Below are 17831 nucleotides of genomic sequence, written 5' to 3'. Positions count from 1 at the left end.
TACGCAAATCATGCTCACCCGCTTGCGAGAAATAGTCGAGAAGGTGGCCAGCGCGCCGCGTCTGAACGAGGCGCTGAATATTCTGGTCACTGATATCTGCCTTGCGATGGAAACCGAGGTCTGTTCGGTGTATCTGGCCGACCACGATCGGCGCTGCTATTACCTGATGGCGACCCGTGGTTTGAAAAAACCACGTGGACGCACCGTCACGCTCGCATTTGATGAAGGTATCGTGGGCCTGGTTGGGCGACTGGCTGAACCTATCAACCTGGCTGACGCGCAAAAACACCCTAGCTTTAAATATATCCCTTCCGTTAAAGAAGAGCGCTTCCGCGCATTCCTTGGCGTGCCGATTATCCAGCGTCGTCAGCTGCTCGGCGTGCTGGTTGTCCAGCAGCGCGAGCTACGTCAGTACGATGAAAGCGAAGAGTCTTTCCTCGTAACGCTGGCCACGCAGATGGCGGCAATTCTCTCTCAGTCTCAGCTTGCCGCGCTTTTTGGTCAGTATCGCCATACGCGCATTCGCGCCCTTCCGGCATCGCCAGGCGTGGCGATTGCTGAAGGCTGGATGGACGCCACGCTGCCGTTAATGGAGCAGGTTTACGAAGCCTCAACGCTTGATGAAGCGCTTGAGCGCGAGCGCCTTACCGCCGCGCTGGAAGAGGCGGCAAATGAATTTCGCCGTTACAGCAAGCGCTTTGCCGCAGGCGCGCAAAAAGAGACGGCGGCCATCTTCGACCTTTATTCGCACTTGCTCTCCGATGCGCGTCTGCGTCGTGAGCTTTTTGCGGAAGTGGATAAAGGTTCGGTCGCAGAGTGGGCGGTTAAGAAGGTTATCGAAAAATTTGCCGACCAATTTGCGGCACTGACCGACGGTTACCTGAAAGAGCGCGCAGGCGATCTGCGAGCCCTGGGGCAGCGCCTGCTGTTTCATCTTGATGACACTATTCAGGGGCCGAACGCCTGGCCAAAACGGTTTGTTCTGGTTGCCGACGAACTCTCGGCTACGACGCTGGCTGAACTGCCTCAGGACAGGCTGGCCGGTGTCGTGGTGCGCGATGGTGCAGCCAACTCACATGCGGCCATTATGGTGCGCGCGCTGGGTATTCCCACCGTCATGGGGGCGGATATCCAGCCGTCGGTACTGCACCGACGTACGCTGGTGGTCGACGGCTACCGCGGTGAGCTGCTGGTCGATCCTGAGCCGGTCCTGCTCCAGGAATACCAGCGTCTTATCAGCGAAGAGAACGAATTAAGCAAGCTGGCAGAAGATGACGTTAACCTGCCCGCACAGCTAAAAAGCGGTGAGCGAATCAAAGTGATGCTCAATGCCGGTTTAAGCCCCGAGCACGAAGAAAAGCTCGGTAGCCGCATCGACGGTATTGGCCTGTACCGCACCGAAATTCCGTTCATGCTGCAGAGCGGTTTCCCCTCCGAAGAGGAGCAGGTGGCGCAGTATCAGGGCATGCTGCAGATGTTTAACGACAAACCTGTCACTCTGCGTACCCTGGACGTCGGAGCGGATAAACAGCTCCCCTATATGCCGATCAGCGAAGAAAACCCGTGTCTGGGCTGGCGTGGGATCCGCATTACGCTCGATCAGCCTGAGATCTTCCTGATCCAGGTGCGCGCCATGCTGCGCGCAAATGCGGCGACGGGCAACCTCAGCATCTTACTGCCAATGGTCACCAGCATTGATGAGATTGACGAGTCGCGTCGACTGATCGAACGCGCTGGCCGTGAAGTGGAAGAGATGATCGGCTATGCCATCCCGAAACCGCGGATTGGCGTGATGCTCGAAGTGCCTTCCATGGTCTTTATGCTACCGCAGCTGGCAAACCGCGTTGATTTTATCTCCGTCGGCACGAACGACCTGACGCAATATATTCTGGCCGTCGACCGTAACAACACCCGCGTCGCCAGTATTTACGATAGCCTGCATCCGGCGATCATTCGCGCGCTGGCGATGATTGCTCGTGAAGCGGAGCAGTACGGCATTGATTTACGCCTGTGCGGTGAAATGGCAGGAGATTCAATGTGCGTTGCGATCCTGATTGGTCTGGGATATCGCCACCTGTCGATGAACGGCAGGGCCGTCGCACGCGTGAAGTACCTGTTGCGGCATATCGATATCGAGGATGCCCGCGAGCTGGCTGAACGCAGCCTTGACGCGCAGCTGGCCGCTGAGGTTCGCCACCAGGTCGCTGCGTTTATGGAACGACGCGGCATGGGCGGCCTGATCCGCGGCGGCCGCTAATTTGCATTTCTCCCTCTCCCCGTGGGAGAGGGCTGGGGTGAGGGCATCAGGCTGCACAATACCCTATACACATCTTTTACATCTCTGGCGCATCCTCCGCGCCCGCCTTATGCTATGATTCGCAACTTTGGAGCCTCTGCTTACGGCAGAATCGCATTTCTACCGCTGTCCACTTTCAGCGGAATAACAACATCTTGTGGTGACAGATGAACAGTGGTTATCTGCATTTTCCGGAATTTGATCCGGTCATTTTCTCAGTAGGACCTGTTTCGCTTCACTGGTACGGTCTGATGTACCTGGTGGGCTTTATTTTTGCCATGTGGCTCGCTGGCCGTCGCGCCAGTCGTCCTGGCAGCGGCTGGACCAAAAACGAAGTTGAAAACCTGCTGTATGCGGGCTTCCTCGGCGTGTTCCTCGGTGGCCGTATTGGGTACGTACTGTTCTATAACTTCCCGGTATTCCTGAACGATCCGCTCTATCTGTTCCGCGTGTGGGACGGCGGCATGTCCTTCCACGGTGGCCTGATTGGTGTGATCCTGGTGATGGTGATTTTTGCCAAACGCACCAAACGCAACTTCTTCCAGGTTTCAGATTTTATCGCTCCGCTGATCCCGTTTGGGCTGGGGGCTGGTCGTCTGGGCAACTTCATCAACGGTGAGCTGTGGGGCCGCGTCGACCCGAGCGTATCCTTTACCATGCTGTTCCCGGGCTCGCGTGCGGAAGATATGGCGCTGCTGCCATCACACCCGGAGTGGCAATCCCTTTTCGATACCTACGGCGTTCTGCCGCGCCATATGTCTCAGCTGTACGAGCTGGCGCTGGAAGGCGTGGTGCTGTTTATCATTCTGAACCTGTTTATCCGCAAACCGCGTCCAATGGGGGCTGTGTCCGGTCTGTTCCTGATTGGCTATGGCGCATTCCGTATCATCGTCGAGTTCTTCCGTCAGCCGGATGCGCAGTTTACCGGCGAGTGGGTACAGTACATCAGCATGGGGCAGATCCTCTCCATTCCGATGATTGTCGCGGGTGCCATTATGATGATTTGGGCGTATCGTCGTCGTCCACAGCAACAACTTTCCTGAGGAACCATGAAACAGTATCTTGAATTGATGAAAAAAGTGCTCGATGAGGGCACGCCAAAAAACGACCGCACCGGTACCGGTACGCTCTCCATTTTTGGCCACCAGATGCGCTTCAATCTGCAAGAAGGCTTCCCGCTGGTGACGACAAAGCGCTGCCACCTGCGCTCGATCATTCATGAACTGCTCTGGTTCCTGCAAGGCGATACCAACGTTGCGTATTTGCATGAAAATAACGTCTCCATCTGGGACGAATGGGCAGATGAAAACGGCAACCTGGGCCCGGTTTACGGCAAGCAGTGGCGCGCGTGGCCAACGCCTGACGGCCGCCACATTGATCAGATCACCACCGTGATGAACCAGCTGAAAAACGATCCGGACTCGCGCCGAATCATCGTTTCCGCCTGGAACGTGGGCGAGCTGGATAAAATGGCGCTGGCACCGTGCCACGCGTTCTTCCAGTTCTACGTGGCGGATGGCAAGCTTTCCTGCCAGCTTTACCAGCGCTCCTGCGACGTGTTCCTTGGCCTGCCGTTTAACATTGCCAGCTATGCGCTGTTAGTCCACATGATGGCGCAGCAGTGCGACCTGGAAGTGGGCGATTTCGTCTGGACCGGTGGGGACACCCATCTGTATAGCAACCATATGGAACAGACGCATCTCCAGCTGACGCGCGAGCCGCGTGCGCTACCGAAGCTGATTATCAAACGCAAACCGGCGTCAATCTTCGATTACCGCTTTGATGATTTTGAGATTGAAGGTTACGACCCGCACCCTGGCATCAAAGCACCTGTTGCTATCTGATGCGATAAAGCGTGACACAACCGGTGCTTTTTAGCGCCGGTTTTTTTTCGTCTTCATCTCGTTTCCCGAAGCGCTATCCAGAAAGCGTGCAACGCGCTGCAACTCTCCCAATTCTGCGGATAACGCCTCGTAAAACGATAATTCGCTGCTCGTCATGTCCACGGCGCTTCGCCACACTCCCGGTATGAAAAAAGAGAACGGTTTTACGCTTATCGAAACGCTGGTCGCCATTTCGCTGGTCGTTATACTTAGCGCCTCAGGTCTGTACGGCTGGGACAGCTGGCAACGGCAGCAGCGGCTGTGGCAAACCGCCTGTCAGGTCCGAGACTACCTGCTGTTTCTGCGCAACCATGCCAACCTGCACAACCGCGACCACCAAATTACCCTTCTGCGGGAGGGCGGAAGAGACTGTCTGGTGAGTTCTGCTGTGCAAAGCTGTGAGAAAGGCAGTCCCTTTGTACTGATCCCACTCTGGCCTGACGTCACGGTGAGTGAATTAACGCCGTCTCTGGGGTTTTATGGATTAAGGGATACGGCGTGGGCAGGGCGGATACGCGTTCAAAGTCGGGCAGGAGCATGGCTGGTTATTGTCTCAAACGGAGGGCGCATCAGGATATGTAAGGTCTCAGAGGGAGGTTTATGCTGATGAGACAGCGCGGTTTCTCACTGACTGAAGTGCTGATTGCCACGGCAATAAGCAGCCTTTTACTGATAAGCGCATCGCGATTTTTACCCGGGCTACAGCAGGCTGTCTTACTGCAATCCGGCCAGCGAGAGCTGGAGGAAGAGATCTGGCAACGCCTGTTTGCGCTCGGAAAACAGCTTCAGCGCGCGGGATACTGCGCGGGTAACTGTCAGGGACAAGCGCTGGTGACGGCAAGGCAGGGCAGTTGCGTCATTGTGCGGTGGGACGCCAACAGTAACGGCAAATGGGATAGCACAGCATCAGAAAATGACAGCACCGGTTTTCGTCTGGAATCAGGCGTGCTGGAAACCCTGCGTGGCGCAACGTCGTGTGAAGGAAAAGGATGGGAAAAGCTCACTGACCCTGACAGGCTTGTCATTACGCGCTTTGTGGTGAGCAAAGTTGAACATGCCGGTTTTGCGCCAGAACTGACTATAGACCTGGCTGCCATTCGTAAAGGCGAACAGGGGGAACCCTGGCAGGCCTGGTATACGGTTACGGGGTACAACCTGTGAACCGACAGCGCGGGATGTCTTCGCTGGCTCTGGTTCTGCTTTTACTGGTGCTCGGTACGCTGATCCTCACCGGACTCAGCCAGCAGCTTACAACGTTTAGTGCGATCGTTGGCGGTGAGCGTCGCTCGCTTCAGCAACAGGCGTCTGTGCAGTCGGCGCTTGAGTGGGGACGCGTTCAGCGCTGGTCAGCAGAGCCGCAGGTTCAGTGCAAAAAAGCATCTTCGGGGCGAGTTTGTTTGCGGCGACTGAACGAGGCACATGTGTTACTGATTGCCGGAGACAACGACCTGCAGCTCTGGCGCGCAGGAGAGAGTGTGAACGGGGAAATTCGCTTTTCGCCTCACGGCTGGAGTGATTTTTGTCCACTGAAGGAGAGCGCGTTATGTCAGTTGCCGTAGGCCGAGAAAAGGGGTTTAGCATGGTAGAGGTGCTGCTGGCGATGATGCTGCTGGTGGTTGTCGTGACGGCGCTCTCGGGTTATCAGCGGGCGCTGGCAGCGCGGTTTACCGTGTTTAACCAGTATCGCCAGCTCTGGCACCATGCCTGGAATCAGTCACAGCTCTCAACAAATGTTATCCCCGCAGGCTGGCAGGCCAGTCGGGGGCAGACAACGCTCGCCGGATGTGTCAGCATCACGGTTACACTTATTTCTCCTCTGGGGCGGCGCGGTCAGTTAACGCGTCTGCATTGCCCGGTTAGCCAGTAGTCGGGAGCGTCTATGTTAAGGGTTTACCACTCAAATCGTCTGGATGTGCTGGAAGCACTGATGGAATTTATCGTTGAGCGCGAGCGGCTTGACGATCCTTTTGAGCCTGAGATGGTGCTGGTGCAGAGCACCGGTATGGCACAGTGGCTGCAAATGTCGCTCTCCCGTAAATTTGGTATAGCCGCGAATATTGATTTCCCGCTGCCCGCGAGTTTTATCTGGGAGATGTTTGTCCGCGTGTTGCCGGACATCCCGGAGCAAAGCGCCTTTAACAAGCAAGGCATGAGCTGGAAGCTTATGGCGCTGCTGCCAGAAATGCTGCAGCACGATGAGTTCGCCATGCTGCGTCACTACCTCAATGACGATACCGATAAACGCAAGCTGTTCCAGCTAGCGTCGCGCACAGCCGATCTTTATGACCAGTATCTGGTTTACCGCCCGGAATGGCTGACTCGCTGGGAAGCCGGCGAGCTTGTGGAAGGATTACCGGAAGCGCAGACCTGGCAGGCTCCCCTGTGGAAAGCGCTGGTGGAACATACGGAGAAACTTGGTCAGCCTAAGTGGCACCGTGCCAACCTCTATCAACGGTTTATCTCCATTCTGCAAAACAGCGCTGAACGACCAGCGCGATTGCCTTCTCGCGTGTTTATCTGCGGTATTTCGGCGTTGCCGCCGGTTTACCTGCAGGCGCTGAATGCGCTGGGTAAGCATATCGACATTCATATTTTATTTACGAATCCATGCCGCCAGTACTGGGGTGATATTCAGGATGGTCGCTGGCTTTCCCGGCTTGTGACCCGCCAGAGGCGACGCCTTTTTGAAGAGCGTACCGTGCCTCTGTTTAAAGACGGAGCCTCTGCCGCGCAGCTGTTCGATGAAAACGGTATTCAGAACCTGCCGAACCCACTGCTTGCCTCATGGGGGAAACTGGGGCGTGATTACATTCACATGCTCTCAGACATCACCTCCTCAGGCGAAGGCGACGTGGATGCTTTTGTGGAGATCGCCCCGGATAGCCTGCTGCACAATATTCAGTTAGATATTCTGGATCTGGAAAACCGTGCCGTCATGGGCGTGACGGCGAACGAGTTTGAACGCAGCGACAGGAAACGGAAGCTGGAGGCTGACGATCGCAGTATCAGTCTCCACGTTTGCCATAGCCCGCAGCGTGAGGTTGAAGTGCTTCACGATCGGCTGCTGGCGATGCTGCAGGACGATCCCGAACTGACGCCGCGCGATATCGTGGTGATGGTGTCGGATATCGACAGCTACAGCCCCTTCATTCAGGCCGTCTTTGGCAGTGCGACGGGCGAGCGATACCTGCCTTACGCCATTTCGGACCGTCGCGCCCGTCAATCTCATCCGGTGTTACAGGCGTTTATTACTTTGCTGTCCCTGCCGGATAGCCGGTTTATCTCCGAAGATGTCCTGGCGTTACTGGATGTTCCCGTGCTGGCCGCACGCTTCAACATCAATGAAGAAGGGTTGCGCTACCTTCGCCAGTGGGTGAACGAGTCTGGCGTGCGTTGGGGCATTGACGACGATAACGTCCAGGAGTTCGAGCTTCCCCCAACCGGGCAACACACGTGGCGATTTGGCCTGACGCGTATGCTGTTGGGCTACGCCATGGAAAGCAGCCAGGGCGAGTGGAATGAGGTTCTGCCTTACGATGAGTCCAGCGGGTTAATTGCTGAACTGGTGGGGCATTTAGCGTCGCTACTGATGCAGCTTAACCGCTGGCGTCGCGAGCTGATGCAGCCGCGCCCGCTTGAAGAGTGGCTCCCGGTTTGCAGGGCGCTACTTACTGATTTCTTCTTGCCGGACAGCGACACCGAAGCGGCGATGGCGCTCATTGAAACGCAGTGGCAGGCTATCGTCGACGAGGGCGTAAACTCCCATTATCACGAGGCGATTCCTTTATCACTGCTGAGAGACGAGCTGACGCAGCGGCTTGACCAGGAGCGAATCAGCCAGCGTTTTCTGGCCGGCCCTATCAATATCTGTACTTTGATGCCAATGCGTTCTATCCCATTCAAAGTGGTCTGCCTGCTGGGCATGAATGACGGCGTTTATCCGCGCGCGCTGGCACCGCTGGGGTTTGATTTGATGAGTGCAGATCCAAAGCGGGGCGACCGTAGCCGGCGCGATGATGACCGCTATCTCTTCCTCGAAGCGCTCATTTCCGCACAGAACACGCTTTATATCAGCTACATCGGCCGTTCCATTCAGGATAACAGCGAGCGTTTCCCTTCCGTTCTGGTGCAGGAACTGGTGGATTATATCGGCCAGAGCCACTACCTGCCGGGGGATGAAGAGCGCAACTGCGATGAAAGCGAGCAGAGGGTGAAAGCCCATATCACCTGTTTCCACAGCCGCATGCCGTTTGACCCAATGAACTACGTTGCCAGCGAGCGCCAGAGCTATGCGCAGGAGTGGCTACCGGCGGCGAAAAAGGAGGGTAGCGCGCATACCGATTTCATTCAGGAACTTGACCCGCGGCCGATTGATACCCTCACCTTCGAACAGCTTCAGCGGTTTTGGGCGCATCCGGTGCGCGCTTTCTTCCAGCAACGATTGCAGGTTAACTTCCGTTCTGAAGAGAGCGAAATTCCTGAGGCAGAACCGTTTACGCTGGAAGGGCTGGAGCGCTATCAGCTAAACCTCCAACTGCTGAATGCGCTGGTTGAAGAGGAAGACGCTGACAAACTCTACCGCCGCTACCGTGCGGCAGGGCAACTGCCGTATGGGGCGTTCGGGGAGATCGTCTGGGAGGCGCAGTGCATGGAGATGACCGCTCTGGCCGAGCGCGTAAGAGCGTGCCGACAGCCCGGAAAAAGTCTTGAAATCGATCTCATGTGCAACGGTGTACAGCTCACGGGCTGGTTAACTCAGGTTCAGCCGGATGGGCTGCTGCGCTGGCGGCCCTCTATGCTGAGCGTTTCTCAGGGGCTGCAACTCTGGCTGGAACATCTTGTCTACAGTGCGGGTGGTCATAAAGGCGAAAGCCGGATTTTCGTGCGCAAAGAGGGCGAGTGGCGCTTCCCGCCGATGGAGGCGGAGCAGGCGTTAAGTTACCTGTCTTTGTACATTGAGGGCTACCGTCAGGGAATGAACAAACCGCTTCTGCTGCTGCCGGAAAGCGGCGGCGCCTGGATAAAAGCCTGTTATGACGCGCAGAATGATGCGATGTTAACGGACGAGGCGTCACTGCAAAAAGCGCGCAGTAAATTTATGCAGGCCTACGAAGGAAACATGATGGTGCGGGGCGAAGGTGAAGATGTCTGGTATCAGCGCTTATGGCGCACGCTTGAGCCAGAGTACTTCGAGACCATCAAGGAAGAGGCGCAGCGCTATCTGTTACCGTTGTTCAAATTTAATCAGTCCTGAGCGCTGTATAAAAATTGCGCAGCATGGGGTGTTCATTTATGATGCACTTCTTATCACGGACTGATGTACCCAAAGAAAGAGATGCTGGCGTGTCCAGCACGCAGTTTGTTAATGATGTAGCCGTGATAAAGAGGTCGTAATGCCAGGCAGCACCTTGTTTAAAGCGTTGGTTTTGTTTGTCGCCCTTTGGGCACCTGTCACTCAGGCAGACTCCGGTTGGCAACCCGTTCAGGAAACTATCCGTAAGAGCGAAAAAGATACCCGTCAGTATCAGGCTATTCGCCTTGATAACGGGATGACCGTGCTGCTGGTTTCTGACCCGCAGGCGGTAAAGTCCCTCTCGGCACTGGTGGTGCCGGTTGGGTCGCTGGAAGATCCTGAAACCCATCCTGGGCTTGCACACTATCTGGAACATATGACGCTGATGGGGTCAAAAAAATACCCGCAGCCAGATAGCCTGTCCGAATTTCTCAAGATGCATGGCGGCAGCCACAATGCCAGTACGGCACCGTACCGCACGGCCTTCTATCTCGAAGTCGAGAACGATGCGCTGGAAGGGGCGGTCGATCGTCTTGCTGACTCCATCGCCGCCCCGTTGCTGGATAAAAAATACGCCGATCGTGAACGCAATGCGGTAAATGCCGAGCTGACCATGGCCCGCTCGCGGGACGGTATGCGCATGGCGCAGGTGAGCGCCGAAACCATCAACCCTGCGCACCCGGGTTCTCGTTTCTCCGGCGGTAACCTGGAGACATTGAGCGATAAACCGAACAGCCCGGTTCTGGATGCGCTGCACGCGTTTCGCGATAAATACTACTCCGCTAACCTGATGAAAGCGGTTATCTACAGCAATAAACCGTTGCCAGAGCTGGCCGGCATGGCGGCCAAAACGTTTGGTCGGGTGCCGAATAAAAATATCGACCTGCCGCAAATAAATGTTCCGGTAGTGACGGATGCGCAGAAAGGCATCGTGATCCACTACGTGCCCGCCCTGCCGCGCAAAGTGTTGCGCGTTGAATTCCGCATTGATAACAACACGGCGCAGTTTCGCAGTAAAACCGATGAGCTGGTGACCTATCTGATTGGTAACCGTAGCCCGGGTACGCTTTCTGACTGGCTGCAAAAACAAGGACTGGTAGAAGGCATTCGCGCCGACTCCGATCCGGTTGTAAACGGCAATAGCGGCGTGCTGGCGATATCCGCAACCCTCACCGACAAAGGGCTGGCAAACCGTGATGAGGTTGTGGCGGCTATCTTCAGCTATCTCAGTCTGCTGCGCGATAAAGGCGTCGACAAGCGCTACTTTGATGAGCTGGCGCACGTGCTGGATCTCGATTTCCGTTACCCGTCCATTACCCGCGACATGGATTACGTGGAGTGGCTGGCGGACACCATGATTCGCGTGCCGGTGGAGCACACCCTCGACGCGGTGAATATTGCTGACCGGTATGATGCCGAGGCGGTAAAAGCGCGCCTGGCGATGATGACGCCGGAGAATGCCCGTATCTGGTACATCAGCCCGGACGAACCGCATAACAAAACGGCTTATTTTGTCGATGCCCCGTATCAGGTGGATAAAATCAGCGCTCAGACCTTCGCCGACTGGCAGAAGAAGGCCGGAGAGATAGCGTTGCAGCTGCCGGAGCTGAACCCCTATATTCCGGATGATTTCTCGCTGGTCAAAACCACGAAGGACTATCCGCACCCGGCGCTTATCATTGATGAGCCGACGCTGCGCGTGGTGTATACCCCAAGCCGCTATTTCGCCAGCGAGCCAAAAGTCGATGTCAGCGTGGTGCTGCGTAACCCGAAAGCAATGAATAGCGCTAAAAACCAGGTGATGTTCGCGCTCAACGATTATCTCGCCGGTATCGCGCTCGACCAGCTTAGCAACCAGGCGGCCGTAGGGGGAATCAGCTTTTCGACCAATGCCAATAATGGTTTGATGCTCAATGCAAACGGCTACACCCAGCGCCTGCCTCAGCTGTTCCAGGCACTGCTGGAGGGCTATTTCAGCTATACGCCTACGGAAGAACAGTTTGAGCAGGCCAAATCGTGGTATGCGCAGATGATGGATTCTGCGGAGAAGGGGAAAGCTTACGATTTGGCGCTCATGCCAGCGCAGATGCTGTCGCAAATTCCCTATTTTCAGCGTGAAGATCGCCGCGCCTTACTGCCCTCTATCACGTTAAAAGACGTGCTCACCTACCGTGACGCGCTGAAAACCAATACGCGCCCGGAGTTCCTGATTGTCGGTAACATGAGCGAGGAGCAGGCCAAAACGCTGGCGGAGAACGTGCGTACTCAGCTCGGTTCGAAAGGCGACGAGTGGTGCCGCAACCAGGACGTACTGGTTGAGAAAAAACAGAATGTGATTTTTGAAAAGGCGGGAAACAGCACGGATTCCGCCCTGGCCGCGGTATTTGTGCCAACGGGTTATGATGAATTCTCAAGCTCAGCGCAGAGTGCCGTGCTGGGCCAAATTATTCAGCCGTGGTTCTATAACCAGTTACGCACGGAAGAGCAGCTTGGCTACGCGGTGTTCGCTTTCTCCATGAATGTCGGTCGTCAGTGGGGGCTGGGTTTCCTGCTGCAAAGCAGCGATAAGCAGCCGGCTTATCTCTGGCAGCGTTATCAGGCCTTCTTCCCGCAGGTGGAAGCAAAACTGCGCGCCATGAAGCCGGAAGAGTTCGCCCAGATCCAGCAGGCCGTCATCGCGCAGGTGATGCAGCCGCCGCAGACGCTGGGTGAAGAAGCCTCACAGCTGAGCAAAGATTTCGATCGCGGTAATCTGAAATTTGATTCGCGTGATAAAGTAGTGGCCGAGATAAAACAGCTGACGCCGCAGAAGGTTGCCGACTTCTTCCATCAGGCGGTGATTAAGCCGCAGGGAATGACCATCCTGTCTCAGGTTTCCGGTAGCCAGAACGGGAAAACGGAGTACGTTAACCCCCATGGCTGGAAAGTCTGGAAGAGCGTCAGCGCGCTGCAGCAATCTATGCCCTGGAGTAAGAAAGAATGACCGATACCGCTGAGTCCCTTGATCCCTTACGTTTACCTCTGCAGGGTGAACGATTGATTGAAGCCTCAGCGGGAACGGGAAAAACCTTCACCATCGCCGCGCTCTATCTGCGCCTGCTGCTTGGGCTCGGCGACAACGCCGCTTTTCCCCGTCCGTTGAGCGTGGAGGAGCTGCTGGTGGTGACCTTCACCGAGGCCGCCACCGCAGAGCTGCGCGGCCGTATTCGCGCCAACATCCACGAGCTGCGCATCGCCTGTCTGCGTCAGACTTCAGATAACCCCCTCTATGCCAGTCTTCTGGAAGAGATTGCCGACAGGAAGCAGGCCGCACAGTGGCTGCTTCTGGCCGAACGGCAGATGGACGAAGCGTCCGTCTTCACCATTCACGGTTTTTGCCAGCGCATGCTGAGCCTGAATGCGTTTGAGTCCGGCATGCTGTTTGAACAGCAGCTCATTGAAGATGAAACCGTGCTTCGCTATCAGGCCTGCGCGGACTTCTGGCGTCGCCACTGCTACCCGTTACAGCGCGATATCGCCGAAGCGGTACACGCGCTGTGGAAAGGCCCTGAGGCGCTGCTGCGCGCGATCGATCGCTATCTTCAGGGGGAAGCGCCGGTAATCAAATCTCCGCCGCCGGCGGATGAAACCCTGGCATCACGCCATGAAAAAATCATCGCGCGAATTGTCGACATCAAGCAAAAGTGGATTGAGTCAGTCGGCGAAATTGACGCCATCATCGAAAATTCCGGGATTGACCGTCGCAAGTTTAACCGCGGCAATCAGGGGAAATGGATCGACAAGATCAGCGCCTGGGCGCAGGAAGAGACGCGGGGCTACCAGCTCCCGGACGCGCTGGAGAAATTCTCCCGGCGTTTCCTCGTTGAGCGAACCAAACCCGACGGTATTGTGCCCGAGCATCCCCTGTTTGTGGCGATTGAAACCCTGCTGGCTGAGCCCTTAACGCTCAACGATCTGATGATCACTCGTGCCATGACGGAGATCCGCGAAGCCGTCGCCCGCGAGAAACGCCGCAGGGGAGAACTGGGGTTCGACGATATGCTAAGCCGCCTTGATGCAGCGTTGTGCAGTGAAAATGGCGAGGCGCTTGCCGCCGCTATTCGCACCCGCTTCCCGGTGGCGATGATTGACGAATTTCAGGATACCGACCCTCAACAATACCGTATTTTTCGCCGTATCTGGCGCCAGCAGCCCGGCACCGCGCTGTTGTTAATCGGCGATCCTAAACAGGCCATCTACGCCTTCCGCGGTGCGGATATTTTCACCTACATGAAGGCCCGCAGTGAAGTTGAGGCGCACTACACCCTGGATACCAACTGGCGTTCATCTCCCGGCATGGTGGAAAGCGTCAATGCGCTGTTCAGCCGCATGGATACGGCGTTTATGTTCCGGGAGATCCCGTTCCAGCCGGTAAAGTTTGCTGAGAAAAATGCCTCGTTGCGCTTCGAATTTAACGGCGAGACGCAGCCTGCCATGCGCTTCTGGCTGCTGGACGGGGACGGCTGCGGCGTCGCCGACTATCAAAATGCCATGGCCCAGCACTGTGCCGCGCAAATCCGTGACTGGCTCAGCGCGGGCGCACGCGGCGAGGCGGTACTCTGGAAAGGCCAGGATGCCATCCCCGTAAAGGCATCGGATATCACGGTGCTGGTGCGTAGCCGTCAGGAGGCCTCGCTTATCCGTGATGCCCTGACCTTACTGAATATTCCCTCCGTCTACCTTTCAAACCGCGACAGCGTGTTTGAAACGCTGGAAGCGCAGGAGATGCTATGGCTGCTGCAGGCCGTACTTTCCCCGGAGCGGGAAAGCACGCTGCGCAGCGCATTAGCCAGCGCGATGCTCGGGCTGAACGCGCGTGATATCGATGCGCTCAACAATGACGAGGCCGCGTGGGATGCCGTGGTGGAAGAGTTTGTTCGTTACCGGGAGAAATGGCAGAAGCGCGGCGTGATGGCAATGGTGCGAGAGCTCATGGCACAGCGCCACATCGCGGAGAATATGCTGGCTACAGCGGGCGGTGAGCGCCGGCTGACCGATATCTTACATATCAGCGAACTCTTGCAGGAAGCGGGCACGCAGCTGGAGAGCGAGCACGCTCTGGTGCGCTGGCTGGCGCAGCAGATTGCCGACCCGAACAGCAATTCGTCCAGCCAGCAGATGCGCCTTGAGAGCGATAAGCATCTGGTGCAGATCGTCACCATTCACAAGTCGAAAGGGCTGGAGTATCCGCTGGTCTGGCTGCCGTTTATCGCCAATTACCGCGTGCAGGATCAGGCCTTTTACCACGATCGCGAGTCGTTCGAGGCGGTGCTCGATCTCAGCAACGCGGAGTCCAGCGTTGAGCTGGCAGAGGCCGAGCGTCTGGCGGAGGATTTACGCCTGCTCTACGTGGCGCTGACCCGTTCTGTCTGGCACTGCAGCCTGGGCGTTGCCCCTCTGTTCCGACGTCGTGGCGAAAAAACCGGGGAGAGTGATTTTCACCTGAGTGCGCTGGGGCGCCTTATTCAGCACGGCGAACCGAAAAACGCGGCGGGTCTGCGCCAGTGTATCGAATCCCTTTGCACAGAGCATGTTGCTCTGCATATTCCGGCACAGCCTGATAATAGCCGCTGGCAAATGCCGGACGCGCGTGAGTCAGAGCTGTATGCCCGCCAGGTTGTCCGCACGATTGCCGATGACTGGCGCGTCACCAGCTACTCCGGTTTACAGCAGCACGGACAGAGTATTGCGCTGGATCTGATGCCAAAACTGGACGTGGATGCCGCCGGGACCGGTAGCGTACCCGTTGAGCCGGTGCTCACGCCGCATCAGTTCCCGCGCGGAGCCTCTCCGGGCACGTTTTTGCACAGCCTGTTTGAAGAGCTGGATTTTACTCAGCCTGTCTCTGAAGAGTGGGTGCTGAAGATGTTGCAGAGCGGGGGCTATGATGCTCAATGGGTGCCGGTTCTGCGTGACTGGATCCACGCGGTTCTGCACGCTCCGCTCACGGAGCAGGGGATCGCCCTTAGCCAGTTGACCGCCAAAGATAAACAGGTGGAGATGGAGTTTTATCTCCCCATCGCCAGCCCGCTCAGGGCCGAGGCGCTTGATGCGCTAATCCGCGAGTACGATCCGCTATCCGCGGGCTGCCCGCCGCTGAACTTCCGCCAGGTGCAGGGGATGTTAAAAGGCTTTATCGACCTGGTTTTCCGCCATCAGGGGCGCTATTACCTGCTGGATTACAAATCGAACTGGCTGGGCGAAAGCAGCGAAGCCTATACCCAACAGGCGATGGCGTCGGCCATGCAAATGCATCGCTACGATCTGCAGTACCAGCTTTATACCCTGGCGCTGCACCGTTATCTGCGCCATCGCATTGCCGATTACCGTTACGAAGACCATTTTGGTGGCGTAATTTACCTGTTCCTGCGCGGCGTGGACGCGAACGACCCGCGCTCCGGCGTGTTTAGTACGCGTCCGGCTGCGGATCTGATTGAAAAAATGGATAACCTGTTTGCTGCGAGCACGGAGGAGGTGGCATGACGATGCAGGCGCTACTGCTGGAAGCGGTTGAACAACGATTACTACGCCACCTTGACGTGCAGTTCGCCATGATGGTGGCAGGCGAAGAGCCTGCCGTGATGCTCGCCGCCGCCATTCTGAGTAAAGACGCGGGGGAAGGGCACGTGTGTCTGCCGCTGTCGCGTCTGGCGGTGGACGAGAAAATGCCTCCGGCTTTACAGGCGTGTTTCGCTCTGCTGGGTGAAACCGTGGACTGGGAAGCGATATTACTCAGTTCGGCGGCCGTTAGCGGAACCGATACCGGGACGCCGATGATACTTATCGGCGAGCGTTTGTATCTTAACCGGCTGTGGCGTAACGAACTGACGGTAGCGCGCTTCTTCAGCGAGACGAATGCCCCGCTTCCCTGCGATGAAGCACAGCTTCGGCACGTGCTGGATACGCTGTTTACCTCTGACGACGAAACAGACTGGCAGAAAGTGGCGGCAGCCGTGGCGCTAACGCGACGGATCTCGGTCATTTCTGGCGGCCCGGGCACCGGCAAAACGACCACCGTGGCAAAGCTGCTTGCGGCCCTGATTCAGCTTTCGGGCGAACAAAAGTGTCGTATTCGCCTGGCGGCCCCTACCGGTAAAGCGGCGGCTCGTCTGACGGAGTCGTTAGGCGGGGCGCTGCAAAAACTGCCGCTTAGCGGAGAGCGGCTTGCGCTTTTCCCCAACGAAGCCAGCACGCTGCACCGGTTGCTTGGCGCGCAGCCGGGCAGCCAGCGTCTGCGTTATCATGCCGGTAACCCGCTGCACCTTGATGTGCTGGTGGTGGATGAAGCGTCGATGATTGACCTGACGATGATGTCGCGTTTAATCGATGCGCTTCCGCCTCACGCGCGCGTCATTTTTCTCGGCGATCGCGACCAGCTTGCCTCCGTGGAGGCGGGCGCCGTACTCGGTGATATCTGCACGTATGCCAGCCTGGGATATACCGCTGAACGCGCGGAGGAGCTGGCCCGACTGACCGGATGTTCGCTCGCCTCTGAAAATCACTCCCTCGCGGGGGCGCTGCGCGACAGCCTGTGCCTGCTGCAAAAGAGCTACCGTTTCGGCAGCAGCTCCGGCATCGGCCAGCTTGCGGCCGCAGTAAACCGCGGTGACCGGCACACAACCTGTGCGGTATTTGACGGCACCTTTACGGACATTGAGAAGAAATCGCTGCAAAGCGGGGAAGAGTATCAGGCGATGCTTGACGATGCCCTGCTGGGGTATCAGCACTTCCTGACGGGCGTGCAGCAGCAAAGCACGCCGGAGCAGGTGATTGCCGCGTTTGGCGAATACCAGCTGCTCTGTGCGCTGAGGGAAGGGCCATTTGGCGTCAGCGGCCTGAACGACAGGCTGGAACAGCTGCTGGCGCAAAAGCGTAAAATATACCGTACCCCGCATTCGCGCTGGTATGAAGGGCGTCCAGTGATGATCTCCCGCAACGACAGCGCGCTGGGGTTGTTTAACGGGGATATCGGGATTGCGCTCGATCGCGGTCAGGGGCTGCGCGTCTGGTTCCAGATGCCGGACGGCAGCGTGAAGTCTTTCCAGCCCAGCCGTTTGCCCGAGCATGAAACCGCGTGGGCGATGACGGTGCATAAATCCCAGGGCTCCGAGTTTAACCATGCGGCGCTGATCCTGCCCACGCAGCTTTCACCCGTCATTACCCGCGAGCTGATCTATACCGCCATTACCCGCGCGCGTCAGCGCCTGTCGCTGTATACCGACGAGCGCGTGCTGGTGCAGGCGATTGCCGCGCGCACGGAGCGCCGAAGCGGGCTGAGCGCGATATTTGAGTCCCTCTGAACCACGTCAGAAATGCAGGC

The 17831-nt window shown here is 57.1% G+C and carries 11 protein-coding genes; all 11 read left to right on the top strand.

Features of this window, described 5'->3' with window-relative positions; all coding sequences use genetic code 11:
• Positions 1 to 10: 10 nt before the first annotated feature.
• The 11 genes from ptsP to recD all read left to right on the top strand — a co-directional run bounded on the left by ptsP (position 11) and on the right by recD (position 17811).
• On the top strand, positions 11 to 2257 hold the full coding sequence (ptsP, locus tag M2433_RS18675) for a phosphoenolpyruvate--protein phosphotransferase (RefSeq protein WP_429056142.1): 2247 nt from the start codon (positions 11 to 13) through the stop codon (positions 2255 to 2257).
• A gap of 206 nt (positions 2258 to 2463) precedes the next feature.
• On the top strand, positions 2464 to 3339 hold the full coding sequence (gene lgt / locus M2433_RS18670) for a prolipoprotein diacylglyceryl transferase (protein WP_429056140.1): 876 nt from the start codon (positions 2464 to 2466) through the stop codon (positions 3337 to 3339).
• Positions 3340 to 3345: 6 nt separating this feature from the next.
• Positions 3346 to 4140 (top strand): thymidylate synthase, encoded by a 795-nt coding sequence (gene thyA, locus M2433_RS18665; RefSeq protein ID WP_014885081.1) that lies wholly within the window; start codon positions 3346 to 3348, stop codon positions 4138 to 4140.
• Between the two features lie 184 nt (positions 4141 to 4324).
• Complete coding sequence (locus tag M2433_RS18660) at positions 4325 to 4786, top strand: prepilin peptidase-dependent protein (protein ID WP_429056138.1); 462 nt, start codon at positions 4325 to 4327, stop codon at positions 4784 to 4786.
• Positions 4780 to 5340 (top strand): prepilin peptidase-dependent protein, encoded by a 561-nt coding sequence (locus M2433_RS18655; protein WP_429056137.1) that lies wholly within the window; start codon positions 4780 to 4782, stop codon positions 5338 to 5340. Before M2433_RS18660 ends, M2433_RS18655 begins: the two co-directional genes overlap by 7 nt.
• Positions 5337 to 5738, top strand: a complete 402-nt coding sequence (locus tag M2433_RS18650) for a DUF2509 family protein (protein WP_429056136.1) — start codon at positions 5337 to 5339, stop codon at positions 5736 to 5738. Before M2433_RS18655 ends, M2433_RS18650 begins: the two co-directional genes overlap by 4 nt.
• Positions 5723 to 6046: a prepilin-type N-terminal cleavage/methylation domain-containing protein gene (locus tag M2433_RS18645; protein WP_429056134.1), complete on the top strand. Its 324-nt coding sequence runs from the start codon at positions 5723 to 5725 to the stop codon at positions 6044 to 6046. The genes M2433_RS18650 and M2433_RS18645 overlap by 16 nt, the downstream gene beginning before the upstream one ends.
• A gap of 12 nt (positions 6047 to 6058) precedes the next feature.
• Entirely contained in the window at positions 6059 to 9433 is a 3375-nt protein-coding gene (recC, locus tag M2433_RS18640) for an exodeoxyribonuclease V subunit gamma (RefSeq protein ID WP_429056133.1), read from the top strand.
• A gap of 139 nt (positions 9434 to 9572) precedes the next feature.
• Complete coding sequence (gene ptrA, locus M2433_RS18635; RefSeq protein WP_429056131.1) at positions 9573 to 12455, top strand: pitrilysin; 2883 nt, start codon at positions 9573 to 9575, stop codon at positions 12453 to 12455.
• Complete coding sequence (gene recB, locus M2433_RS18630; protein ID WP_429056129.1) at positions 12452 to 15994, top strand: exodeoxyribonuclease V subunit beta; 3543 nt, start codon at positions 12452 to 12454, stop codon at positions 15992 to 15994. The genes ptrA and recB overlap by 4 nt, the downstream gene beginning before the upstream one ends.
• A complete protein-coding gene (gene recD / locus M2433_RS18625; RefSeq protein ID WP_429056128.1) occupies positions 15991 to 17811 on the top strand; it encodes an exodeoxyribonuclease V subunit alpha in 1821 nt (606 codons plus the stop codon). Before recB ends, recD begins: the two co-directional genes overlap by 4 nt.
• The last annotated feature ends 20 nt before the right edge of the window (positions 17812 to 17831 follow it).

The organism is Enterobacter sp. AC1 (assembly GCF_050434705.1).
GTDB classification, from domain to species: Bacteria; Pseudomonadota; Gammaproteobacteria; order Enterobacterales; family Enterobacteriaceae; genus Enterobacter; species Enterobacter cloacae_L.
Note: the sequence above shows the minus strand (reverse complement) of the source record. Positions and strands in the feature narration are given on the sequence as shown.